13 protein-coding genes are annotated in these 23,712 nt (G+C 70.7%); 8 read left to right on the forward strand and 5 right to left on the reverse strand.

Annotation, left to right across the window (positions count from 1 at the left end):
• Window positions 1-692: 692 nt before the first annotated feature.
• The 3 genes from JS756_RS22545 to JS756_RS22555 all read left to right on the forward strand — a co-directional run bounded on the left by JS756_RS22545 (window position 693) and on the right by JS756_RS22555 (window position 9,379).
• The gene (locus JS756_RS22545; protein ID WP_205384985.1) at window positions 693-7,946 is read left to right on the forward strand and encodes a ricin-type beta-trefoil lectin domain protein; all 7,254 of its coding nucleotides are present in this window, start codon (window positions 693-695) and stop codon (window positions 7,944-7,946) included.
• Window positions 7,947-7,988: 42 nt separating this feature from the next.
• Window positions 7,989-8,408 carry a hypothetical protein gene (locus JS756_RS22550; RefSeq protein WP_205384986.1) on the forward strand — a complete coding sequence of 140 codons (420 nt, stop codon included), beginning with the start codon at window positions 7,989-7,991 and terminating at the stop codon, window positions 8,406-8,408.
• Between the two features lie 377 nt (window positions 8,409-8,785).
• Window positions 8,786-9,379 carry a hypothetical protein gene (locus JS756_RS22555; RefSeq protein ID WP_205384987.1) on the forward strand — a complete coding sequence of 198 codons (594 nt, stop codon included), beginning with the start codon at window positions 8,786-8,788 and terminating at the stop codon, window positions 9,377-9,379.
• A 171-nt stretch (window positions 9,380-9,550) separates the two neighbouring features.
• Here the strand turns inward: JS756_RS22555 and JS756_RS22560 are convergent, their stop codons facing one another.
• Both JS756_RS22560 and JS756_RS22565 read right to left on the reverse strand, forming a co-directional pair.
• Complete coding sequence (locus JS756_RS22560; protein WP_205384988.1) at window positions 9,551-10,873, reverse strand: APC family permease; 1,323 nt, start codon at window positions 10,871-10,873, stop codon at window positions 9,551-9,553.
• Between the two features lie 484 nt (window positions 10,874-11,357).
• Window positions 11,358-12,176, reverse strand: coding sequence for a rhomboid family intramembrane serine protease (locus JS756_RS22565; RefSeq protein ID WP_205384989.1), 819 nt, complete (start codon window positions 12,174-12,176; stop codon window positions 11,358-11,360).
• Window positions 12,177-12,301: 125 nt separating this feature from the next.
• Here JS756_RS22565 and JS756_RS22570 point away from each other — a divergent pair, with 125 nt between their 5' ends.
• The gene (locus tag JS756_RS22570) at window positions 12,302-12,616 is read left to right on the forward strand and encodes a hypothetical protein (protein WP_205384990.1); all 315 of its coding nucleotides are present in this window, start codon (window positions 12,302-12,304) and stop codon (window positions 12,614-12,616) included.
• Window positions 12,617-12,840: 224 nt separating this feature from the next.
• Here JS756_RS22570 and JS756_RS22575 read toward each other — a convergent pair whose 3' ends face one another.
• Window positions 12,841-14,256 (reverse strand): FAD-dependent oxidoreductase, encoded by a 1,416-nt coding sequence (locus tag JS756_RS22575; protein WP_205384991.1) that lies wholly within the window; start codon window positions 14,254-14,256, stop codon window positions 12,841-12,843.
• Between the two features lie 570 nt (window positions 14,257-14,826).
• Here JS756_RS22575 and JS756_RS22580 point away from each other — a divergent pair.
• Complete coding sequence (locus JS756_RS22580) at window positions 14,827-16,272, forward strand: MFS transporter (protein ID WP_205384992.1); 1,446 nt, start codon at window positions 14,827-14,829, stop codon at window positions 16,270-16,272.
• A 443-nt stretch (window positions 16,273-16,715) separates the two neighbouring features.
• Complete coding sequence (locus tag JS756_RS22585) at window positions 16,716-18,221, forward strand: FAD-binding oxidoreductase (RefSeq protein ID WP_205384993.1); 1,506 nt, start codon at window positions 16,716-16,718, stop codon at window positions 18,219-18,221.
• A 326-nt stretch (window positions 18,222-18,547) separates the two neighbouring features.
• Here JS756_RS22585 and JS756_RS22590 read toward each other — a convergent pair whose 3' ends face one another.
• Window positions 18,548-19,573, reverse strand: coding sequence for a DUF4349 domain-containing protein (locus JS756_RS22590; RefSeq protein ID WP_205385062.1), 1,026 nt, complete (start codon window positions 19,571-19,573; stop codon window positions 18,548-18,550).
• Between the two features lie 224 nt (window positions 19,574-19,797).
• Here JS756_RS22590 and hemG point away from each other — a divergent pair, with 224 nt between their 5' ends.
• Window positions 19,798-21,255: a protoporphyrinogen oxidase gene (hemG, locus tag JS756_RS22595; protein ID WP_205384994.1), complete on the forward strand. Its 1,458-nt coding sequence runs from the start codon at window positions 19,798-19,800 to the stop codon at window positions 21,253-21,255.
• Between the two features lie 5 nt (window positions 21,256-21,260).
• A complete protein-coding gene (hemQ, locus tag JS756_RS22600; protein WP_205384995.1) occupies window positions 21,261-21,992 on the forward strand; it encodes a hydrogen peroxide-dependent heme synthase in 732 nt (243 codons plus the stop codon).
• On the opposite strand, the gene JS756_RS22605 is transcribed toward hemQ, so the two are convergent.
• Window positions 21,993-23,624 carry an alpha/beta hydrolase gene (locus tag JS756_RS22605; RefSeq protein ID WP_205384996.1) on the reverse strand — a complete coding sequence of 544 codons (1,632 nt, stop codon included), beginning with the start codon at window positions 23,622-23,624 and terminating at the stop codon, window positions 21,993-21,995.
• Window positions 23,625-23,712: the final 88 nt, after the last annotated feature.

Genomic DNA, 23,712 nt, shown 5'->3' on the forward strand with positions numbered 1-23,712 from the left:
CGCGGCCTCCATGTTCTGTCTCCCCCCTGGGGCGTTGTGCTGCTGGTCTGCCCTCAGAAACCGGCTGGATCGGCGTCCGGAACGCGGTGTGGAACGGTCCTGTCGCATCACCGCCCGGAATTGACGCCAGCAGAGCATGGCCCATCGTTCGACGATTCGTCACGCGTGGTCCGGTGCGGCGGCGGTGTACCTGCCGGCCTCCGCCCGCGGGCCTCGCCGCGGCGGCTACCGCAGGTGGGAGCTTGATCGATGCGCCGGACGGAGGAGAGGTACGGCCGATTCACCCCGGCATAAGGGGCATCTGAGGGCGATGTGATCACGTAGATGTCCGGCTCGGGCATGTAACCGCGGCAAGGGGAAGCTTGTTCGGGTGATCACGAGATGGCCGTTCATCGCATGAATCCGTGCACCGCGTGAGGAAACAAGCCGAAAGGTTCCCTTCATTTCATGTGATTGACGTCACGTGAGACGATCGCCGGTGGATTTCGTGTGATCACCCGTCGCAGAATCTGTGCGCTGTTTGTCAATTTTCTGTGGGCTACCCGACCGTGGTTCGCAGTGGGTGTGGGGGGAGCCACATGTCGCCGGTTCCGGCGCGTTCATTCCGCTTGCCTTCCGTCAGAGCGTTCCGTGCCGACCAGCGGCCGCTCCGGATTCGGGCGGCCGCCGTCAGCGTCTCCATGGCGCTGTGCATGGCGTTGCTGCCGAGCGCGGCGTGGGCCATCGCCCCGCACGCGCGTGACGATGTGCCGCTGACGGATCTTCAGAAGAGCACCGCTGCCTCACTGGACGAGGCGAAGGCGGGCGAGTACGAGGACTGGGAAGGCGAGCTGACGCCTCCCGACGAGTACAACCCGACCAAGACCGCGCCTCCGCCCGGCGGTTCGGCCGCTGTGGCGCTGGACGCGTCCGGCGACCGGCTGGTGCAGGCCGGCGACCTGCCGGTGAGTATCGGCAAGGCCTCGCCCACCGAGTCCGACCCCGAGCCTCCCGCCCCCACGGGCACCTGGAACGTGGCGGTACAACCGCGTTCCAGCACCGAGGACGCCTCCGTCGACGGCGCGATCATCACGGTGACCCCGCCGTCGAGCGGCGCGACCCCGGTCGACGTCCAGCTGGACTACGGGAAGTTCGAGGACCTGTACGGCACGGAATGGGCCTCCCGGCTCCAACTGGTGCAGCTCCCCGAGTGCTTCCTGACCGCACCGGAGCAGGACGGTTGCGCCACCCCCACCGAGGTGCCCACCGAGAACGACCCGGGCACCGAGACCGTACGCGCCACCGTGGACCCGGCCACCGCGCAGACCGAGGGCCTGACCGCGCAGTCCGGTGGCGGTCCGATGGTGCTCGCCGCCACGGACTCCGCGTCGGGTGCGGGCGGCACCTACAAGGCCACCGACCTCTCCCCGTCCGGCACCTGGACGGCGGGCGGCAGTGGCGGCGGCTTCTCGTGGACGTACCCGCTGACGATTCCCAAGCCGCCCGCCGGCCCCGCCCCCAAGATCGCCCTCAACTACTCGTCGCAAGCGGTCGACGGCAAGACATCGGTCGCCAACGGCCAGGCCTCCTGGGTGGGCGACGGCTGGAGCTACCACCCCGGCTTCATCGAACGCCGCTACCGCACGTGCTCCGACGACCTCGACGGCAGCCCGAACAACGACAACGGCACCGACAAGAAGAAGGCCGACCTGTGCTGGGCCTCCGACAACGTGGTGATGTCGCTCGGCGGCACCACGACGGACCTGGTGCACGACGACGCCTCCGGGGACTGGACACCGTCGTCCGACGGCGGTGAGCGCGTCGAGCACAAGACGTCGAGCACCAACGGCAACGGCGACAACGACGGCGAGTACTGGATCGTCACCACGCGCGACGGCACCCGCTACTGGTTCGGCCGCAACAAGGTGGGCGGCGGACTCGCCGACACGAACTCCGTCTTCACCGCACCGGTCTTCGGCAACCACGCGGGCGAACCCTGCCACAAGACCGCCTTCGCCGACTCGGCCTGCACCCAGGCCTGGCGCTGGAACCTCGACTACGTCGAGGACGTCCACGGCAACGCGATGGTCGTCGACTGGGCCCGCGAGACCAATCACTACGCCAAGAACGGCAAGTTCAAGCAGCACGTCTCCTACGTGCGCGGCGGCTACCCCAAGCAGATCCGCTACGGCCTGCGCGCCGACGACCTGGGCGGCGCACCGTCCGCCAAGGTGACGTTCTCCGTGTCCGAGCGGTGCGTGGCCGAAGGTGCGGTCGACTGCTCCGACACCGAGTTCACCTCGAAGAACTACGAGGACAAGCAGCCCTGGTGGGACACCCCCTCCACGCTCAACTGCACCGCGGACGTCAAGAACTGCTACGTCAGCGCGCCCACCTTCTGGACCCGCAAGCGGCTGACCGGCGTGACCACCTACGCCCAGCGCACCGAGGGCTCCACCGCGCTGTCGAAGGTGGACCACTGGGCGCTGGAGCAGTCCTTCCCGCGCCAGCGCACCGACACGCACCCGCCGCTGTGGCTGGACTCCATCACCCGCACCGGTTACGGAACCGACGGCTCGGGCACGTCCCTGCCGCCCGTGACCTTCCTGCCGAACGTCGACGACATGCCCAACCGGGTGGCCCGCTCGGCCAGTGACCCGACACCGGACTTCGACCGGCTGCGCGTGGCCACCATCCGCACCGAGACCGGCGGCGAGATCCAGGTCGCCTATTCCACGCCGTGCCCGAGCGGTTCCGCACCCGACCCGAAGACGAACGGCACCCGCTGCTTCCCGGTGCACTGGTCGCCCGACCCCGACCTGAAGACCCCGAAGATCGAGTGGTTCAACAAGTACGTGGTCACCAAGGTGACCGAGAAGGACCGGGTCGCCCGCCAGCCCGATGTGGTGACCACCTACACGTACGAGGGCGACGGAGCCTGGGCCAAGGACACCGACGAGTTCAGCAAGCCCGCCCTGCGCACCTACAGTCAGTGGCGCGGCTACGCCTCGGTGCTGGTGAAGAAGGGCGTCACCGCCGGGACCGGCGGCAACAAGGCCACCGAGCAGTCCCAGGCCCGGCTGCGGTTCTTCCGCGGCATGTCGCGTGACGCGGGCCGGGCCGAGGTCACCGTGAAGGACTCGCAGGGCGCCTCCCTGGCCGAGGACCTGCTCCCCTACCAGGGGCTGACCGCCGAGACGATCGTCTACACCAAGTCCGGCGGCACCGTCGCCTCGCGGCAGGTGACCGTGCCGTGGGCCAAGAAGACCGCCACCCGCGAGCGCGGCGACGGCCTGCCCGACCTGGACGCCTGGCGCACCGGGGTCACCCGCACCGACGCGGCCCGGATGACCAGCACGGGCCACGAGCGCACCGTGCGGACGGTCACCACGGTCGACAGTACCTACGGCCTGCCCCTCACCTCCTACCGATCCACCCTGACCCCGGACGCCGACGGAAAGCTGACCACCGGCGACCGGCAGTGCACCGCCACCACCTACGTGCACAACACCGCCGAGCACCTCATCGGGCTCGTCCAGCGCGTGCGCACCACGGCCGGCGACTGCGACCACGCCCCCACCGCGAGCGCGGACGAGGTGGTGTCCGACGCGCGGACCTCCTACGACGCGCTGAACGCCTTCGGCACGGCGCCCACCCGGGGCCTGCCGTACCAGGTGGACACCGTCCAGGGCGACGGCTCGGGCTGGGTCACGACCTCCCGCGCCGCGTACGACGCCCTGGGCCGTGTACTGAGCGTCACCGACGCGCAGGGCCACAAGTCGACCACGGCGTACACCCCCGCGACGGGGCCGGCCTTCACCACGACGACCACCGACGCGGCCGGGTTCACCCGGTCGACCCTCGTCGACCCGGGGCGCGGCACCCCGCTGACGGTGGCCGACGCCAACGACCGCAGGACCACCGCCACCTACGACGACCTGGGCCGCACCACCGCGGTGTGGACGCCCTCGCACAAGCAGGGCACCGACAAGGCCGTTCACCGGTTCGCCTACCAGATCGGCGCCGACGAGCCGCCCGCCGTCACCAGCAGCACCCTGCGGGACAACGGCACCTACGAGGACTCGGTGACGATCTACGACGGTCTGCTGCGCCCGCGGCAGACCCAGTCCGAGGCCCTGGGCGGAGGCCGCCTGGTCACCGACGTCTTCCACAATGCCTCCGGCACCGTCGAGCAGACCGACCACGGATACCTGGCGAAGGGCGAACCGGACACGGAGATCTTCGTGCCGGAATCGGTGTTCCAGATCCCCGCGTCGACCCAGACCGCCTACGACGGCATGGGCCGCCCCGTCAAGGCGACCGAGTTGCACGAGGGCGACCCGGACGCCTCCACCGTCTACAAGTACGGCGGCGACTGGACCCTCGTCTGGAGCGGGAAGACCGGCGACGGCACCTCCACGCGCCTGGGCAGCAACGCCGTCAAGACGTTCACGGACACCCTGGGCCGCACCCGGGCCGTCCGCTACTACACGGACGTCGGCCTGCACGAGGGCCAGAACACCCACTACGTCTATGACGCTCGCGACACCCTGTCGAAGGTCACGGACGCCCAGGGCAACACCTGGAGCTACGAGCACGACGCCCGAGGTCGCCTGACCGGCGCCACGGACCCGGATCTGGGGACGTTCACGTTCGGCTACGACGACCTCGACCGCCAGATCTGGTCGCAGGACGGGGCGGGTCGCCGTCAGTACACCGCCTACGATGTGCTCGGTCGCAGGACGGCACTGCGCGACGACGCAGCGGACGGCACCCTGGTGGCGAAGTGGACGTACGACTCCGTGTCCGGAGGCAAGGGGCAACTGGCCTCGTCCGCCCGCTACTACTCCGGTGAGGCCTTCGTCAACGAGGTCACCGGGTACGACAGCGAGTACCGCGTCACCGGAACACGGACCACCGTTCCCGACACGGAGGCCACCAAGGGCCTGGCCGGCAGCTACAGCTACGGCTACGGCTACACCGACACCGGCAAGCCGCTGTACACCGACCTGCCCGCGGCCCCCGGCGGTCTGGCGGCCGAACGCGTCGTCACCCGCTACAACGGCGACGGCGTCCCCCTCACGACCTCCGGTCTGAACTGGTACACCTCCGACGCCGACTACAGCCCCTACGGCCAGGTCCTGCGCACCGTCTCCGGTGAGTCCGGGCACCGGGTGTGGTCCACCAACGAGTACGACGTCCACACCGGCCGCCTGACCCGCAGCGTGTACGACCGCGAGACAGCGGGCCCGCACCGGCTCGACGACACGTGGTACGGCTACGACATCGCCGGCAACGTCACCTGGATCACCGACGTGCGCGCGGACGGCAGCCGCGATCGGCAGTGCTTCTCCTACGACCCGATGGGGCAGCTCCGCAACGCCTGGACCGGTGCGACGGGTGGCTGCCCGCAGGCCTCGGGGGAGCGCGGTGCGGGCCCCGACCCGAAGGACGTGACCGCCGGCCCCGACGGCGACGGTTACTGGTACTCCTACGACTTCGACTCGGTCGGCAACCGCACCGAACTGGTCGACCACGACCTGAACGACCCCGCGCTCGACGACACCTACACCTACGACTACGGCGTCACCTCCGGCAACAACGGAACCCAGCCCAGCACCGTCACCCGGCCGCACGCCCTGACCCGCGTCGACTCCGTCGTCCGCGAACCCGGCTCCAATGCCACCTCGATGGCCACGTACGGCTATGACGTGACGGGCAACACCATCACCCGCACGCTGGGCGGTGACACCCAGAACCTGGAGTGGGACCGCCGCAACAAGGTCACCTCGGTCTCGGGCTTCGGCACCGGCAAGGGAGCAGTGGTCAACGCGTCGGGCAAATGCCTGGACGTGGAGGGCGCCAAGACGGCCGACGGCACACCCGTCCAGCTGTACCGGTGCAACGGAACTCCGGCCCAGCAGTGGCAGTTCACCGGGGACACCCTGCGGGCCATGGGCAAGTGCGCCACGGCCTCCGGCACGAACCTGGTCCTGTCCGCCTGCGACGGCAGCGCGGCCCAGACCTTCACGCGCCGCGCGGCCGACGACTCGCTGTACCAGGCCGCCTCGGGCAAGTGTGTGGCTGTTCCTTCCGCGGACTTCACCGACGGACGGAACCTGCAGCTCAGCGACTGCGCCGCGGGCGACGCCCAGCGTTGGACCGCGGGCGACACCACCAGCTACCTGTACGACGCCCAGGGCGATCGCCTCGTCGAGAAGACGGCCACCACCCGCACCTTGTACCTGGGTGAGACCACGGTGACGGTCGACTCGGCCGGCACCGCACTGAACGCCGAGCGCTACTACAGCCAGCCCGGCGCTCCTACGACGCTCCGCAGGACCCACGGCAAGCCCACCGGTCACGAGCTGAGCGTCCTGTTGTCCGACCGGCTCGGCACGGCCACCACAGCCGTCTCACTCGCCGACGGCCAGGCCGTCACCCGGCGCAAGTTCGGCCCGTACGGCAACCCCCGCGGTGCCGAGCCGGGCAACTGGCCCGGTCGCAGTGCCTTCCTGGGCACCGGCGTCACCGACAGCACCACGGGCCTCACCCACATCGGCGCCCGTGAGTACGACCCGGTCACCGGGCGATTCCTCTCGGTCGACCCGGTGATCGACATCAGCGACCCGTTGCAGATGAACGGGTACGCCTACGCCAACGGCAACCCGGTGACGCTGTCGGATCCGACCGGTCTGCTCTGGGGCTGGGTGGACAGCGTCGTCAACGCCGTCAGCGACGCGGGCAAGGGTGCCTGGAACGGTGCTGTCGACGGCTTCTACGATTTCTCAGAAGGCGTCTACAGCATCACAGACGCGCTCGGATGGACCGACGGGGCCGCCCAGGACGTCCGCAACGACCGCAACGGCAACACCCCGTTCAGCGTCCACGACACCATCCGGGGTGAGGACAAGGACACCAAGGCCTACAAGTTCGGCTACATCGTCGGCTACTCGTCCGTTCCGTTCGTACCGTCACCCGCCGCGCCCGAGATCGGCCTGGCGGAGGCCACGGCGAAGAACTCCGGCCGGCTCAGCCGCCTGTTCAGCAGGATTGTCAACAAGGTCTTCCACGAGGAGCAGACGCCGCGCTCGGTCGAGATGCCGGTACGGCCACCCAGCGGGAACGGGTTCTCCGCGGGCCGGCTCCTGGACCATTGCAACAGCTTCCTGGCAGGGACCGAGGTACTTCTCGCCGACGGTTCCAGCAAGCCGATCGAGGACCTCAGGCCTGGTGACCGGGTGCGCGCCACGGACCCCGAGACCGGGTACACCGCGGGCGAGACCGTCACCACTACCTTCCTGACCAAGGACGACAAGTCCTACGTCGATGTGAAGGTCGGAACTCCCGGCGACGCCAGCACCATCCACACCACCGACCACCACCCGTTCTGGTCGGAGTCGGAGCACGCCTGGCTGAACGCCGCCGACCTGAAGCCCGGAATGGCCCTGCGGACGGACGACGGCGCCACCGTCACCGTCCTGGGCACGCACGCCTACCAGGCACATCAGGACACGTACAACCTCACCGTCGAGGAACTGCACACGTACTATGTGCTGGCGGGGGCCACGCCGGTACTTGTACACAACTCGAACTGTGGGCCGGAATTCAATTCTCCCATGTCAGCCTTTCGGCACTACATGAAGCATGCGTTTGGAGTGCAGCTCAACAAGAAGGGGAACTGGACCGGGGCGCACGGTTACCATCAGCCGGACATGGCCGAATTCAATGGTCCTGGTGGATTCAGGGCCTACAAGGAAGCGGCCAGTAAATTCATGTCCGGAAGTCCTCGTCGTGGTGACCTGGTGTCGAACGATGGGACGCTGTTCCGAGCGGATCATGGAACTGGCTATTTCGGAGTGCTGGACAGTCGAGGGAATATTCAGACCTTCTTCCGTCCGGGCGGGAATCTGGATGACTACATGAGGGAACAGCAGTCAAAGTACGGCGGGTCCTTTGTCGAGTGACGGGATGCCCCGCGTGTTCCCTTCGAGAGGTGGTGGAGAATCTTGGGAATCGGAACTGATTTCCTGCAAGGGTACGAGCAAGTACAGGTCAGGGCAGGGCGAGATGAGGGTGTTTCCGCCGTGCGGGACCTGGCGTCGTGGAGAGAGTTCGTGGCCGTGTGCGTCGAAGGTTACGACGACGTGCTCCCCGAGTACTTCCATGACCTTCGTGTCCGGGATGCGATCGAGCGTGGACTCGCGGACCGTTCTCTGAGGGGAATGGAAGGGTTCGACGATTTCTCGCATGCTGTGAATGTCGTCGACGAGCGATTCCGCGAGATTGCGACCGTGCGTATCAACCTTTCTGATCCGAAGGTGTTTGCCTGGTGGCATCACGTGGTTCCCGGAAGGGGAGGCGAGGAGTTCGCCCGTGATCTTCAACGTCACTTCGGCGCCACGATCGAAATCGTTGAAGAACGCTGACCACTTCCAGCGCGGTGTGGAGCGGAGGGTCGGGCCAGGCCGCAGTCGCAGGGCCTGACCTTCGCATCAGATCTGCATGCAGCAGCAAATCTGTGGCCCTGTCGGGAGTATCCCGACAGGGCCACAGAGGTGTCCGCCAGAGGTGGTCGACGCCGACGGCCGGCGCGCCGTCGTACGATCGGCCGGCGGTCGAGACGCCGGTACCGGAAGCAACAGGAACACGGCGAAGAGCCGACTCGGCCACGCCCCCCATCGAGTACGCCCCCATCGGCCGTCACGCCATGCCGGAAGCCCCGGCCGAACGCTCGGACGACGGCCTGACATCGTGTGGAAGCAGGAGCGGAGCACGTGCCTATCCCCGAAGCGAGCTGCTGACCATGTCCGACGCCTACCTCTCGTGGTACCGGACCCGGACCACCCGGGCCGGGTTCGACACCCTGACGCGGGCCTTCGCCGAGGCCGGGATCTCGCTCGAGCATCCGGTCGGGGGATCGGCGATCCTCCTGGACGTCGACGGCGGCCAGGTGCCCCTGCCCGCGGCCACCGTGGCCGAGCTCGTCGGCTCAGCGGTCGGCACGCTCAACGTGGAGTGGTGGTTCTCCCCGGACGTCGACCTGACGTGCTGCTTCTCGTACGAGCCGTTCGGCTGGGAGAAGCAGACCTACTATCTGGACGGCCTCACCGCGGAACAGATGCGCGTGGTCGAACGCGTGCTCTTCGCGCAGATGCTGTCCAGGCCGTCCGAGACGGTGGCGCTGATCGTGGACGAGACCGGGAGGACCGCTGACGCCGACTGGGACGCACTGGTCAACGGGGACACGTCGGACATCGGCCCGATGCCCGACGCGCTGGTCCTGGCGACCTCGATCGCGGACCAGGTGCGAGGGGCCGCGGGGGAGTTCCCCGGGAACGCCGCCGCACCCGGGCTGAGCACCCTGACCGACGGGAACCGGGCCGTTCCCAGTACCTGACCCGACCCACACCTCAGCGGGGCCCGCCGGACACCTTCCGTCCGGCGGGCCTCCGGCGTTCCCGGGGCCGGGCCGTGTCCCCTGCGGGAGGGGTCCCTCCACCGGCACGCGACCGGCGCTCACGCCTCCTGGCCCCGGAGCGTCGTGCAGCTCCTTCCGCTTCCGCGCAGGTCACCGCTTTGACTCGGAGGTGTGTGGCGCCGAACCCGCGGGCAGGGTGCGGCCGCGAGCGCGGATGAGGGCCTCGGCGCCGACGGCGACGCCGAGCATGGCGCCGAACACGGCGAGCTGGCGCGGAATGTTGGTGGCGGCGTAGACACTCAGCGCGGCCAGACAGCCGACGCACGCCGCCGTGCCGCATCTCGCTGCGATCCGTGCGGCGCGGCGGGCGTCCGGGACCCGGGACGCGGCAAGGTTCACGGCGGCGAAGACGATCAGGAAGCCGGCCGAACCCATCAGGCTGATGCCTTCGATGTCGACCAGGTTGACGATCAGGAGCGTGCCCAGCGTGGTGGCGATGAGGCCGCCGATCGGTCGGTGCCAGACCGGCTCGGCCAGGTGCTCGGGCAGTTCGCCGTGGCGGGCCATCAGGTAGGTGAACTTGGCCGTGCCGTAGAGGGTGGCGTTGATGGCGCTCGCGGTGGAGACGACGGCGGCGATCGCGATGAGGGTGAAGCCCGCCTGGCCCAGCAGCGGCCTGGCCGCCACCGCCAGGGCGTAGTCCCGATCATGGGTGATCTGGTGTGCGGTGAGGTTGCCGACCGCGACGAACGCCACCAGCACGTACAGCACGATCACGCTGCCGATGGAGATGAGATACGCGCGCGGAAGCGTGCGTTCGGGGTCCGCGGCGTCCTCCGCGGCGTTGGCGATCAGCTCGAAGCCCTCGTAGCCGAGGAAGATCAGGGTCCCGGCGTAGACGACGGCGCCGCCGTGCGGAAACGCCGACGGGGCGACCTTGGCCGTGTCGACGAAGGCCAGCCCGCCGATGCAGAAGACCAGCAGCACGGCCACCTTGAAGTAGACGAGTACGGACTCCGCCCGGCCGACCACCCGGGCGCCGGCCAGATTGAGCGCGGCGAAGCAGATCACGACGGCACTGCCGAGGGGGCGGTGCCAGCCGCCGGGCAGGCCCAGCATCGCGGCCAGATAGGAGCCGAACGCGACGGCGTAGAGCCCGAGCATCACGAAGTAGCTGAGCCACAGCAGCAGGTTGAGAGGTCCGGCCACCCGCGCGCCGAAGGCGTGGTCGAGGAACGCGGCCGTGCCGCCGCGGCTGCGGACCCGCACCGACAGCAGGGCGTAGGAGACACCGGTCAGGGCCGCAACGACACCGCCGACGAGGAAGGACAGGTAGGCGCCCGCACCTGCCACCTGGACGGTCAGGCCCAGGACCGAGAAGATCCCACCGCCGACCATGCCGCCGATGCCGATCGACACGAGAGCCGGGACACCCAGGCCCGTCGGCTGCTTCCGCGTACGTGTCGCTGCCACCCGGCCTCCTCGTGTCACGGCCCCCTGCCGTCCGGGCCGTTCCCTGGCTTCGGCCGATCATCACATACCACCGTGCACGGCAGGGGCGTCGGGTCGGCAGGGCCGGGACACCCGCTGCGGCATCCCTCTCCGCACCCGCGGTTCCGCATCGACGCGCCGCCCGGTCTCACCCCGGTCGCCGAGGCACGTCCCGCCCACGATCCGCTGTTCGCGCCCCTGAGCCGTCCGCCGTCCCGGGGCCGAACGGCCCCTGCCGGGCCCGACGTTCGTCCCCGGCGACCTCGCCGGGCCCCCTTCGCCGTGGCGGGCTCCGTCCTGGACACGGCGGAGGCAACGGCTCACCGCTCTGCTGGACAGCGTGTGCGAACGGTCCGGTCTGCCGCGGGGCGGGCCGGAGCGGACAGCGCCCCGGACGGCCGTGGCGCGCCCGGCGGTGGTCTCTCCGGGACCGCCCCTGGGCCGGCCGAGCGTTCGGCGCTCCGCCTCACCAGCCCGGTCGGGCCCGCCTGCCGAACAGCAGGCCGCGCGGTTCCGGTGGCGGTGGCGTGCCCGGCTTGAGCGGCCAGGCGAGCAGCATGCCCGCGAGGAAGCCGACCACGTGGGCGGCGTACGCCACCGTGCCCGCGTCGGAGACGCCCCCGCCGGAGCTGTACACCGCCTGGAGGCCGAACCAGAAGCCCAGCACCAGCCAGGCGGGCAGCCGGAGCGGCAGGAAGATCAGGAACGGCACCAGGACCCACACCCGGGCCCTGGGGTACAGCACCAGGTAGGCCCCGAGGACACCGGCGATCGCGCCGGACGCGCCGATCAGCGGGTCGCCGGAGTCGGCGTTGAGCAGCGCGAAACCGTACGCCGCCGCGTAGCCGCAGACGACGTAGAACAGTGCGAAGCGGACCCGCCCCATGCGGTCCTCGACGTTGTTGCCGAAGATCAGCAGGAAGAGCATGTTCCCCAGCAGGTGCAGCCAGCCGCCGTGCAGGAACAACGACGTGAACACGCTGAGCACCGGCGACTTGTCGTACGGCGGCGGGCCCACCACGCACCCGGGGCCGTGGACGCCGAAGCCGACCTCGCCGGTGGGGACGAGCCGCGGCATCCGATGGTGGATCAGTTCCTGCGGGACCGCCGCGTAGTGGTCCAGGAAGGCCTGCAGATGGCACAGCTGGGCCAGGTCGCTGTCACCGGCCACGGAACCGGCGAGGCCGGGCGTGGACACGAACACGAGGACGTTCGTCACGATCAGCGCGTACGTCACCCACGGGGTGCGGCGCACCGGGTTGACGTCATGGACGGGGATGACCACGAGGAACTATTGCCCGCCGTGCGCGCGGCGAATCGGTGAACGTCCCTTCGCCCGGCTCCGTATGTCTGTGCGACCGTCCGTGGCGCGGGTGAGGCGCGTCGCGGGGACGACGTGAGGATCAGGCGATGAACGAGCGGGTTACTCCACCGGCGATGCAGGCCCTGCCCGACGGTGAGGCGGAACTGTCCCTCGTGCTGCGCCTCTCCTGGGAGGACGTGGCACGGCTGGGTCAGGAGGCCGGTCGGCTGGCCGCGCAGATGCAGCGGCCGGTGACGCTGGACGAGGCCGCCAGCCACCGGTTGCGGTCGGCCCGGGTCCCGGCGGCGCACGCCAAGCCCGCCGGGGAACAGCCCCCCGCGACGTCTCCCGCGGCGTCCTCCGCGGCGTCCTCCGCCACGGGTTCCGTGGCCTCCCTGCCGCGTCTGAGCGGCACGGCGTAGCGGCGCGGACGCGGCGGCACGGGCACGGTGCGGCGCGGGGGGCCGGTCGTGGCCGCGCCCGCGCGGCCCCCCGCGCCCGGCGCCGAGCGGGCCCCCGTCCGGTCACAGCGCCGAAAGTGCCGCGGCGCGGCGTCCGTCGACCCCGGCGTCGTCGTGGCCGGCCGCGCCGTTCCCCGCGTCCCTTCGGGGCGCCGCCGAAGCGCAGTGGAGTCCGCCCGCCCCGCTCAGCGGTGCCGCTCCACCGCCCGCGCCGCCTTGCGCGCCGCGACCAGCACCGGATCCCACACCGGCGAGAACGGCGGTGCGTAGCCCAGGTCCAGAGCCGTCATGCGGTCCACCGTCATGCCGGCCGTCAGGGCCACGGCCGCGATGTCCACCCGCTTGGCCGCGCCCTCCCGGCCGACGATCTGCACGCCCAGCAGGCGGCCCGTGCGCCGCTCGGCCAGCATCTTGACCGTCATGGGGTTCGCGCCCGGGTAGTAGCCGGCGCGGCTGGTCGACTCGACGGTGACGGACTCGAACGCCAGACCCGCCCGGCGGGCGTCCTTCTCGCGCAACCCGGTGCGGGCGATCTCCAGGTCGCAGACCTTGCTGACGGCCGTGCCGACGACACCGGGGAACGTGGCGTAGCCGCCGCCGGCGTTGGTGCCGATCACCTGGCCGTGCTTGTTGGCGTGGGTGCCGAGGGGGATGTACCGCTCCTGGCCGGAGACCAGGTCGAGGACCTCGACGCAGTCGCCGCCGGCCCAGATGTTCTCGTGGCCCCGCACCCGCATCGCCAGGTCGGTGAGGATGCCGCCGTGGGCGCCGAGCGGGAGCCCCGCCGCCGCGGCGAGCGTCGTCTCCGGGCGGACGCCGATGCCGAGGATCACCACGTCCGCAGGGAACTCGGCGTCCTGCGTGGCCACGGCGCGGACCCGGCCGTCGTCCCCGGTGAGGATCTTGGTGACCTCGGCGTCGTCGACCATGGTGATGCCGAGCCCCTCCATGGCCCGGTGCACCAGGCGGCCCATGTCCGGGTCGAGCGTCGACATGGGCTCCGAGCCCCGGTTGACGACCGTCACCTCGTAGCCGCGGTTGATCATCGCCTCGGCCATCTCGACGCCGATGTAGCCCGCGCCGACGACGACGGCCCGGCGGCCACGCGTGCGGGCCAGCGTGTCCAGGAGCGCCTGGCCGTCGTCCAGCGTCTGCACCCCGTGCACGCCGGTCGCGTCGGCGCCCGGCATGTCGGGGCGGACCGGGCGGGCGCCGGTGGCGACGACCAGCCCGTCGTACGCGGTCCAGGACTCCGCCCCGGTGTCGGCGTCCCGCGCGCGGACCCGCTGCCGGGCGGTGTCGATCTCCGTGATCTCGGTGCGCATGCGCAGGTCGATGCCCCGGGCGCGGTGCTCCTCGGGGGTGCGGGCGATCAGCTCGTCCCGGTCGGCGACGTCGCCGCCCACCCAGTACGGGATGCCGCACGCCGAGTAGGAGGTGAAGTGGCCCCGTTCGAACGCCACGATCTCCCACTCGTCCGGCCCGCGCATCCGGCGGGCCTGCGACGCCGCGGACATACCCGCGGCGTCGCCCCCGATCACGACCAGCCGCTCCCTCGCGCCCCCGGCGCCCCCGTCGTCCCGTGCAGCACTCATGTCCATGCGAACACGCTACGGGCGGCGGGCATTTCAGCGTGCGGAACGTGAGTGGTTCCGTGCCGTGATCGAAGACGCTCTTCGTGAAGCTTTGGTCGGCGAGGGCTTTCTTCACCGTGTCGCACTGCCCGGCGACACCGTCCAAGGGCGATGCCGGCGGTGTTCTCGTGTGCGGAGGCGCGCAGGACGACGCAGTCGATGACGAGGCCCAGCACGTCCACGGCCAGGCATCTGTTCCTGTCCGGCACCCTTTTGGCGGCCGTCCTTGCCTGTCGTGTCGGCAGGGACGCCGACGGAGGCGTGGATGCTCTGCGCGTCCACAGCCACCAGGCTCGGGTCGGCCGATCGCTTCCGGCTCTCTCGCAGCTGCCGGCGCAGCAGGTCGCTTCTCAAGACTCGTCTCGAAATCGCGATTCATTACACACTCGGGGGTTGCTGGATGCGCAGAATGTGCGTGGAGACGATCGGTACCCATGACGCGGTCGCAGTGGTCGCCGTCGCGGCCGTCATGTGGACCGTGCCGCGCGCGTGGGCAGTCCTGTCGGCGCGCCTCACAGGGCGGATGCAGGGAGACACATGTCCGGTCCACGTCTTCCGTTGCGTCGACGCGGCCGGGCCGCAAGTTCGGCGCCCTCGGGCGTCGCCCGGGCCGCGCACGGGCCGCGCACGGGCCTGGCACTGATCTCCGCATCCCTGGGCATCTTCGTCCCCCAGCTCGACTTCCTCGCCCTCAACTTGGCGCTGCCCCGGATGGCTTCGGAGCTCGGCACGACGGTGACAGGCCTGCAGTGGGCGGTCAGCGGCTACATGCTGGCGCTGGCGGCGTTCCTGATCCCGGGCGGCCGGCTCGGGGACATCCTCGGCCGCAAGCAGATGCTGATGGCGGGTCTGGCCGTGTTCGGTCTCTGCTCGCTCGGCGCCGGTCTCGCCTCCAGCGCGAGCGCCGTCATCGTGTTGCGTGTCGCCCAGGGTGCGGCGGCGGGCCTGTTGTTCCCGCTCTCCGTCGCGGTGATCACCGATGCCTTTCCCCAGGACCAGACGATGCGGGCGATCGGCAATGCCTACGGGATCGGCGCCGTCGGCCTGGCGCTCGGCCCGGTGGTCGGCGGCGGGCTGACTCAGCTGATCACCTGGCGGCTGGTGTTCCTGATCAACGTCCCGCTGACTGCAGCGGCCATCCTCGCCGTGTGGGTGGGGGTGCGTGAGTCGCGCGACACCACGGTGCCGCGCTCGATCGACCTGCCCGGCCTGGTCGCGGTGGCACTGGGTATCTCTTCCGTCACTTTCGCCGTCGACCGCGTGGCCGACTGGCCCGCAGGCGCGACGGTCGGCGTCTTCGCGGCCGGGGTCCTGCTGCTGGTGGCATTCGTTCTCTGGGAACGGGTCGCACGATGGCCACTGGTTGCGCTCGACCTGTTCCGCAATGTGCCCTATGTGATCGTCACCGTCATGGCGACCGTCGCCAACATCAGCGTCACCTCCTCCGTGTACTGCATGACGATCTACCTTCAGGAGGTGGAGAAGCACACACCGCTCGGGGCCGGTCTGATCTTTCTGCCAGTCTCCCTGGGTGCGGCTGTCGGCGGTCCCCTGGCGGGTCGGCTCGGCGAACGCTTCGACATTCCACGCGCCATCGCGGCCGCGACCCTCATCGGCGGCGCGGGCACCTTTCTCGTCTCGCTCGCCGGAGGCTTCGGCTCTCTTCTGCCCGGCCTCGCCATGAACGGTCTCGGGTACGGCATCGGGTGGGCCATGGCCAGTGTCGGCACCCAGACCGTCGTCCCACCTCAACGGGCCGGCCAGGCATCGGGGGTCACGCTCAGCATCGTGATCGGCGTCGCGGGCCTGTTCGTCGCCGTCACCGCCCTGGTCATCGAGGTCGGCGGCCGGGGAGCAAGCCTGGCCGCAGCCGTCGAGGCCGTGCTGCGCTGGATCGCGTTCGGCAGCGCCGCGGCCGCGATCCTCCTCGCGATGCTCGCCGCACGGCTGATGCCACGGCGCCTCGGCATCTCCGCCGACTGAGCCCGTCCCGTGGGGGCGATTCGGGCTCCGTCTCATATTCGGTGGTAACGACCCCCGGGTGACCCCTGCGGCGTGGCGCTGCCGGAAGCAACGGCTCGATCCGTGCCCACAACTCATCGGACGCGATCCACGAAAGTCTCACCCCTCCACATGCGAGGGCTGACGCACCATCAGGTGCCCTTGTTCCAAGGGGGAAGTGCCTTTCTGCAGCGAGTTCCCAGCCCGCCGGATCCGCCGGGCTGCGCTGATTCACACCCACTCGCACGCATCCCCTTTCCGGATGCCGTCACCTTTCGCGATCAGTGTGTCGGACGACACCGTCATGGTCGCACTTGCTACGTTGCGCTCCCAGGGATTGCCTGCAAGGAATTGAACACGCCGGCCGGCGGACAAGAGTCTTCTGGGCCGAGTACTGGCGCAGTCTGGCCGAGAGGATGCGGATCATGCATGAATTCACTCGTCGCGGAGCACTCAAAGCGACGGCGGTCATGGGTGCCGGAGCAGTTGCTCTCCCGGGTGTTTCGGCCGCCGAAGCGCCGGCCGCGGGTGCTGTGGGCCAAGGGCCCGGACACGTGAAATGCAAGCCGGCGAAGCTGACCGGTCGCATCGTCCGTCCCAGCGACGCCGGGTACGCGGACGCGAGCCTCGGCTGGGACGAGCTCTTCGTTCACTATCCCCTGGTCATCGTCTACGCGCAGAACACCCAGGACGTGGTCAACGCCCTCACTTGGGCTCGGCAGCACAACGTCGCGCTGCGGGTGCGCAGCGGCCGCCACAGCCTCGAGGGCTGGTCGAACGTGGACAACGGCATCGTCATCGACGTCAGCGAGTTGAAGTCGGCTCACATCGACACTCACTCCCATGTCGCGACGGTCGGCGCCGGGCTCACCCAGTTGGAGGCGGTGACGATGCTCGCGGAGAAGGACCTCGCGGTGACGACCGGATCGGAGGGCACCGTGGGCCTGTCCGGCGCGACGCTCGGCGGCGGCTTCGGCTTCCTCAACCGCTGGCTCGGCATGGCCTGCGACAGCCTGATCGGGGCCGAGGTCGTCGTCGCGTCGGGTGCAGAGTGCGCCAAGGTCGTCAAGGCGGACCTGCGTCACAACTCGGATCTTCTCTGGGCGCTCCGCGGGGCGGGAAACGGCAACTTCGGGATCGTTACATCACTTACCTACAAGGCGGCTCCACTCAAGAGCGTCGCTTACGTGCAAGCGACGTGGAACGGCCTCGGGGACCTGCACGCGGTGTTCGACACGTGGCAGCGTACGGCGCCGATCGCCGACAACCGTCTCGGAAGCCAGCTCGAAGTCCACAGGAACAAGATTCTGCTGTTCGCGGTCCTCGCGGAAGGGACGGAGGCGGAGGCGAAGAAGCTGCTTGCCCCGATCCTGTCGGTCGGCAGCCCCGTTGTCTCGACGCAGGTCGGTAATTGGGGTGACGTATATACGGGATTCCAGATTCCGACCCAGGTCGATCCCGCGAACTGGAAGTTTTTCTCACAGTTCACCAGCAAGCCGTTCCCGGAGCAGGCGATCAGCCTGATCGGCTCATTCATGCAGGACGCCCCGTCCGATGCCAGTAACTTCTTCACCCAGTCCTTCGGCGGGGCGGTCAGGAGGACTCCCCGTGGTGGTACGGCGTTCCCTCATCGCGACGCGATCTTCTACTCCGAACCCGGCGCCGGCTGGGGGACTCGCGGACAGGCGGGCAGCGGCGATGCGATCACTCCGCAGGCCCAGGCCTGGATCGCCGAGTTCAGCCAGGCACTGCGGCCCTACGTGAACGGCGCCTACGTCAACGTGCCGAATGTCGGAATGCAGGAGTGGGAGACCGCCTACTGGGGTTGCCACTTCGACCGACTGCGCGAGATCAAGGCGAAGTACGACCCCTACAACGTCTTCCAGTACGAGCAGAGCATCCCGCCCGCGACGGTGCGCCGGCACGCCTGACGTGCGCCGGCCGGAGACACCCGTTGGCCGTGCCTGGAGTGCGGGCACGGTCGGCCCTCGGCTACTGATCTTCGAGGCGGTGGGTCGACGGGTCGGCCGTGTGCGGCATACCGGATGTCCGGGGGCTCGAACCCGCAGGCAGCTGGGCCTGGTTGAGGCGGAGCGGCAGCGTTCGAAACGGAAGCGCCCGGTGGGCCGGGGCATCCTCGTCGAACCCGGCCCCGGCTTGTTCGCCCGCCCCGGCGCCTGAGCCACCCCCCACCCACGACCAGTGGTCCTTCCTCGGCCTCGGCCACGAAACGGACGAGAGCTCACGTTCCGCACTCTCAGTCCTGCTGCCCGTCCCCCTCCCGCGGTACCGGCGGGGCCGACGGCAGTGTGCTCGGCGCGGCCGTCGCGGCCGTCGCGGGCGCCGGCTCGTCAGGCCGCGGCAGCCGCGGCCTGACGAGCCGCTGCCAGGCCAGGACGAGCAGGGCCAGTGCCGCGGCGAACGGCAGGACGGCGCCGAGCACGACCACCAGCCAGCGCAGCACCGTCACGAACGCCTGCCAGCCACCCGCGAGCGCGTCCAGGAACCCGGGGCCGCCGTCCGCCTTCCCCGAGCCGTCGGTGGGCTTCTCGGACAGGGACAGGGTGATGGTGGCCAGGCTGGTGCGGTCCTTGAGGGCGGCCTGCTGGGCGAGCAGCGACTCCAGGTCGGCCTGGCGGCGGCTCAACTCGCCCTCCAGTTCCACCACGTCGCTCAGCCGGGTCGCCCGGTCCATCAGCTCCCGTACCCGGGCCACGCTGGCCTGCGCGGACTTCACCCGGCTGTCCACGTCGACGACCTGATCGGTGACGTCCTGCGCCTTGGCACTGCGGTCCACCAGCCTGCCCGCGCCCTGCAGACCGGTGAGCACGGCGTCGTACCGTTCGGCGGGCACGCGCAGCACCACCCGGGTCTCCTCCCGGCCCTCGTCGTCGCGCGCGGTGTTCTCCTCGCTCACATAGCCGCCCGCGTCCTCCACCGTGGCCCGTGCCTCGCCCAGGGCCTCGGAGACGTTCTTCACCTCCACCGTCAGCGAGGCCGTGCGGATGATGCGGGTGGTGGAGAGTTTCGGCGCCGCGGTGCCCCGGCGGGCCCCGCCGGTGGCCGCCGCGCCCCCGACCGCGTCCTCCGCTGCCGCTCCGTCCCTCGCCGCTCCGTCCCTCGCCGCGCCTTCCGGTGCGACCGCCGCCTTGTCGTCGGCCGCGCTCGCGCCCTGCCCGTCGTCGGTACCGGAGCACCCGGTGAGCGCCACCGCGGCGGCCAGCAGCAGCCCGGCCAGGGCCCGGACGGAGTGTCGAGTGCGTGGGTGAGGAGCGGCCTGCACGGGCTTCACGGGATTCCCCCCGGGGTTCGGTGACGACTGACGCTTCTTCGACGCCCGGGCGGTGCGGAACGTTGGCGCGGCGCGGTCCCGAAGCGGTCACGGTCCGGACTCGTCCGGGCCACGGAGGCGGACCCCGCCGGCGCGGGTCCGGGACGGGGAGTCGGCACCTGTCCGGGCCACATGGCCCTGGCGTGACCGCACGGGGCGTCTGAGAGGGTGGAGCCATGAGCGGAACGGGTACGGGTGTGGCAGGTCATGTCGTCGTCATCGGCGCCGGGATCGCGGGGCTGGCCGCCGCGCACCGGCTGCTGCAGCGGGGCGCGCGGGTGACCGTGGTCGAGGCCACCGACCGGGTCGGTGGCAAGCTGCTGCCCGGCGACGTCGCGGGCGTGCGGGTCGACCTGGGCGCCGAGTCGCTGCTCGCCCGGCGCCCGGAGGCCGTGGCCCTCGCCCGTGAGGTGGGCCTCGCCGACCGCCTCCAGCCGCCCGCCACCGCGACCGCCTCCCTGTGGACCCGCGGCGCTCTGCGGCCCATGCCCAAGGGCCACGTCATGGGGGTCCCCGGCACTGCCTCCGCGCTGTCCGGCGTGCTGTCCGACGAGGGACTGGCCCGCATCGAGCACGACGCCGACCTGCCGCGCACGGAGGTCGGCGAGGACGTGGCGGTGGGGGAGTACGTCGCCGCACGGCTCGGCCGCGAGGTCGTCGACCGCCTGGTCGAGCCGCTCCTCGGTGGGGTCTACGCCGGCGACGCCTACCACCTCTCCCTGCGCATGGCGGTCCCCCAGCTCTTCCAGGCGGCGCGGACCCATACCTCCCTGACGCAGGCCGTCCGCGAGATCCAGGCCCGGGCCGCGGCGAACCAGCAGAGCGGTCCGGTGTTCATGGGCGTCCGGGGCGGTGTCGGCTCCCTGCCGCTCGCGGTCGCCGATTCCGTGCGGTCCCGCGGAGGCGAGATCGTCACCGGCACCCCGGTGACCGAGCTGCGCCGGGAGCCCGGCGGGGGCTGGCGCGTCGCGGCCGGCGACCGCCTGCTGCACGCCGACGGCGTCGTCCTCGCCGTCCCCGCGCCCGCCGCCGCCCGCCTGCTGGCCGGCGAGTCACCGCAGGCCGCCGCCGAGCTGCACACGATCGAGTACGCCTCGATGGCCCTGGTCACCCTCGCCTACCGCCGCGCCGACACCCGCCTGCCCGACGGCAGCGGCTTCCTCGTCCCGCCGATCGACGGGCACACCATCAAGGCCTCCACCTTCGCGTCGAACAAGTGGGGCTGGATCGCCGAGCAGGACCCGGACACCGTCGTCCTGCGCACCTCCGTCGGACGGCACGGCGAGACGGAGATCCTCGGCCGCGGCGACGACGAACTCGTCGAGGTGTCCCGGCAGGACCTGAAGGAGGCGGTCGGCCTCGACGCCGCGCCGCTCCAGACCCGCGTGACCCGCTGGGACGGCGGCCTTCCCCAGTACCCGGTCGGCCACCACGCGCGTGTGGCCCGCATCCGGGCCCACGTCGCCGCCCTGCCCGGTCTCGCCGTGTGCGGAGCGCAGTACGACGGCGTCGGCGTCCCGGCCTGCATTGCGAGCGCGTACGCCGCGGTGGACCAGCTCGGCGGCGACCTCGAAGGTGTGCAGGAGCTCACCGCCCACCCGGTGCAGAGTCTGCACGGCGGAGCAGGAGAATAGGAACCATGAGTGACGACGCCCCCACCACTGCCCCTGAGCGCATCCCGAACAAGGGCAAGCTGGCCAAGGACCTCAACGAGGTCATCCGCTACACGCTGTGGTCCGTCTTCAAGCTGAAGGACGTGCTGCCCGAGGACCGCTCCGGCTACGCCGAGGAGGTCCAGGAGCTGTTCGACCAGCTCGCCGCGAAGGACGTGACGATCCGCGGCACCTACGACGTGTCCGGCCTGCGGGCCGACGCCGACGTGATGATCTGGTGGCACGCCGAGACCAGCGACCAGCTCCAGGAGGCGTACAACCTCTTCCGCCGCACCCGCCTCGGCCGTGCGCTGACGCCGGTGTGGTCGAACATGGCGCTGCACCGGCCCGCCGAGTTCAACCGCTCGCACATCCCGGCGTTCCTCGCCGACGAGACGCCCCGCAACTACGTCAGCGTCTACCCGTTCGTGCGCTCCTACGACTGGTACCTCCTGCCCGAGGAGGACCGGCGCCGCATGCTCGCCGACCACGGGAAGATGGCCCGCGGTTACCCGGACGTGCGCGCCAACACGGTCGCCTCGTTCTCGCTCGGCGACTACGAGTGGCTCCTCGCCTTCGAGGCCGACGAGCTGTACCGCATCGTCGACCTCATGCGCCACCTGCGCGGCTCGGAGGCCCGTATGCACGTCCGCGAGGAGGTGCCGTTCTTCACCGGACGCCGCAAGGACGTCTCCGAGCTGGTCGCCGGCCTGGCCTGATCAGCGTGCGGTTGCCGCCCGCTGCGGCTCCGGCAACGGGTCCGGTTCCGGCAGCGGTTTCGGCTCCGGGTGCGGCGCGCAGGCCGCGTGCCGCACCGGAAGCCTGCCTTCCAGGAGATAGGCGTCCAGGTAGCCGTTGACACAGGCGTTCGGACCCCCGGCGATGCCGTGCGTGCCGGCGTCCCGCTCGGTCACCAGCACCGAGCCGGACAGCCGCCGGTGCAACTCCAGTGCACCGGCGTAGGGCGTCGCCGCGTCCCGCTCGGCGGCCAGGATCAGCACGTGCGGCAGCTCGCCCGGCCCGGTCCGCACGTCCGGCGGCTGCCGGCGGGGCACGGGCCAGTAGGCGCACGGCAGGTTCGTCCACGCGTTGTCCCACGTCGCGAACGGCGCCACCCGCGCGAGCCGCGTGTTGTCGCGGTCCCAGACGCGGAAGTCCGTCGGCCACGGGGCGTCGTTGCACTCCACGGCCGTGTAGACGGCACTCGCGTTCTCCGCCTCGGCCGCTGCCTCGGCGATCGGCCCCGCCTGGTCGATCAGCGGCTGCGGATCACCCTTCAGATACGCCGACAGCGCCTGCGCGCGGTGCGGCCAGTAGTCGTCGTAGTAGCCCGCCTGCAGGAACGCGCCCTGCAACTGCCCTGGTCCGACCTTCCCCCCGGCCGGTTTCCGGGCCAGCGCCGCCCGCACCCGCTCGTAGCTGCGCTGCACCTTCTCGGCCGTGCCGCCGAGGCCGTAGACGCGGTCGTACCGGGCGACCCACGCGCGGAAGTCCGCCCAGCGGCTCTCGAAGGCGGCCGACTGGTCGAGGTTGTTGCGGTACCAGATCTGCGCCGGGTCCGGGTTCACCGCCGAGTCGAACACCATCCGGCGCACGTGCGAGGGGAACAGCGTCGCGTACAGCGCCCCGAAATAGGTGCCGTAGGAGGCGCCCATGAACGTCAGCCGGTCCTCGCCGAGCGCGGCCCGCAGTACGTCCAGGTCGCGGGCGTTGTCGAGGGACGTGTAGTGCCGCAGCGCGTCCCCGGCCCGCCGGGCGCAGCCGCGCGCGTACGCCTTCGCCTGCGCGATCCGCTCCCGCTTGTACGACTCCGAGGGATGGGTCGGCGCCTGCGCGGGCCCCTTGAAGAAGCGCGCGGGGTCCTGGCAGGACAGCGGAGCGGAACGGCCCACGCCGCGCGGGGAGTAACCGACCAGGTCGTAGGCCGCGGCGATGCGCTTCCACTCCGGCAGCAGGCCGACGAGCGGGAAGTACAGGCCGTCGGCGCCGGGCCCGCCCGGGTTGTAGACCAGGGCGCCCTGCCGGCGCACCCGGTGCCCGCCGCCGTGCGGGTCACGCCGGGTGGCGCGGACCCGGCTGACGGTGAGGCTGATCTGCCGGCCGTCGGGGCGGGCGTAGTCGAGCGGCACCTTCACCGTGCCGCACTGGAGGCTGCCCGGCATGTCCTGGGCGTCGGAGCACGTCCCGAACTCGACGCCCGCCGCCTCGGCCCGCGCGGCGGCCACCGCGGTGCCGCGCAGCTCCGCCTGACCGGGCACACCGGACACACCGGGCGTGCCGCCCGCCGGCACGGCGGCCAGGGCGGTCAGCAGCAACGCCCCGGCGACCGAGGAGAGGGGGGCAGCTCGCATGGCGGTTCCCTTCGTGCGCGGCAGCAACAGAAGGGATGTTTCGGTCGCCCGCGGGGGAAGGCAAGCACCGTCCGCCGGTGTCGGCGCC

The organism is Streptomyces actuosus, assembly GCF_016921115.1.
Lineage (GTDB): Bacteria > Actinomycetota > Actinomycetes > Streptomycetales > Streptomycetaceae > Streptomyces > Streptomyces actuosus_A.

What these genes read in the sequence shown, in the direction of transcription:
- JS756_RS22575 (WP_205384991.1), bottom strand. Translation starts at nt 14,256, where the DNA reads ATGGACATGAGTGCTGCACGGGACGACGGGGGCGCCGGGGGCGCGAGG.
- JS756_RS22585 (WP_205384993.1), top strand. Translation starts at nt 16,716, where the DNA reads ATGCATGAATTCACTCGTCGCGGAGCACTCAAAGCGACGGCGGTCATG.
- JS756_RS22545 (WP_205384985.1), top strand. Translation starts at nt 693, where the DNA reads ATGGCGTTGCTGCCGAGCGCGGCGTGGGCCATCGCCCCGCACGCGCGT.
- hemG (WP_205384994.1), top strand. Translation starts at nt 19,798, where the DNA reads ATGAGCGGAACGGGTACGGGTGTGGCAGGTCATGTCGTCGTCATCGGC.
- JS756_RS22570 (WP_205384990.1), top strand. Translation starts at nt 12,302, where the DNA reads ATGAACGAGCGGGTTACTCCACCGGCGATGCAGGCCCTGCCCGACGGT.
- JS756_RS22580 (WP_205384992.1), top strand. Translation starts at nt 14,827, where the DNA reads ATGTCCGGTCCACGTCTTCCGTTGCGTCGACGCGGCCGGGCCGCAAGT.
- JS756_RS22555 (WP_205384987.1), top strand. Translation starts at nt 8,786, where the DNA reads ATGTCCGACGCCTACCTCTCGTGGTACCGGACCCGGACCACCCGGGCC.
- JS756_RS22605 (WP_205384996.1), bottom strand. Translation starts at nt 23,624, where the DNA reads ATGCGAGCTGCCCCCCTCTCCTCGGTCGCCGGGGCGTTGCTGCTGACC.
- hemQ (WP_205384995.1), top strand. Translation starts at nt 21,261, where the DNA reads ATGAGTGACGACGCCCCCACCACTGCCCCTGAGCGCATCCCGAACAAG.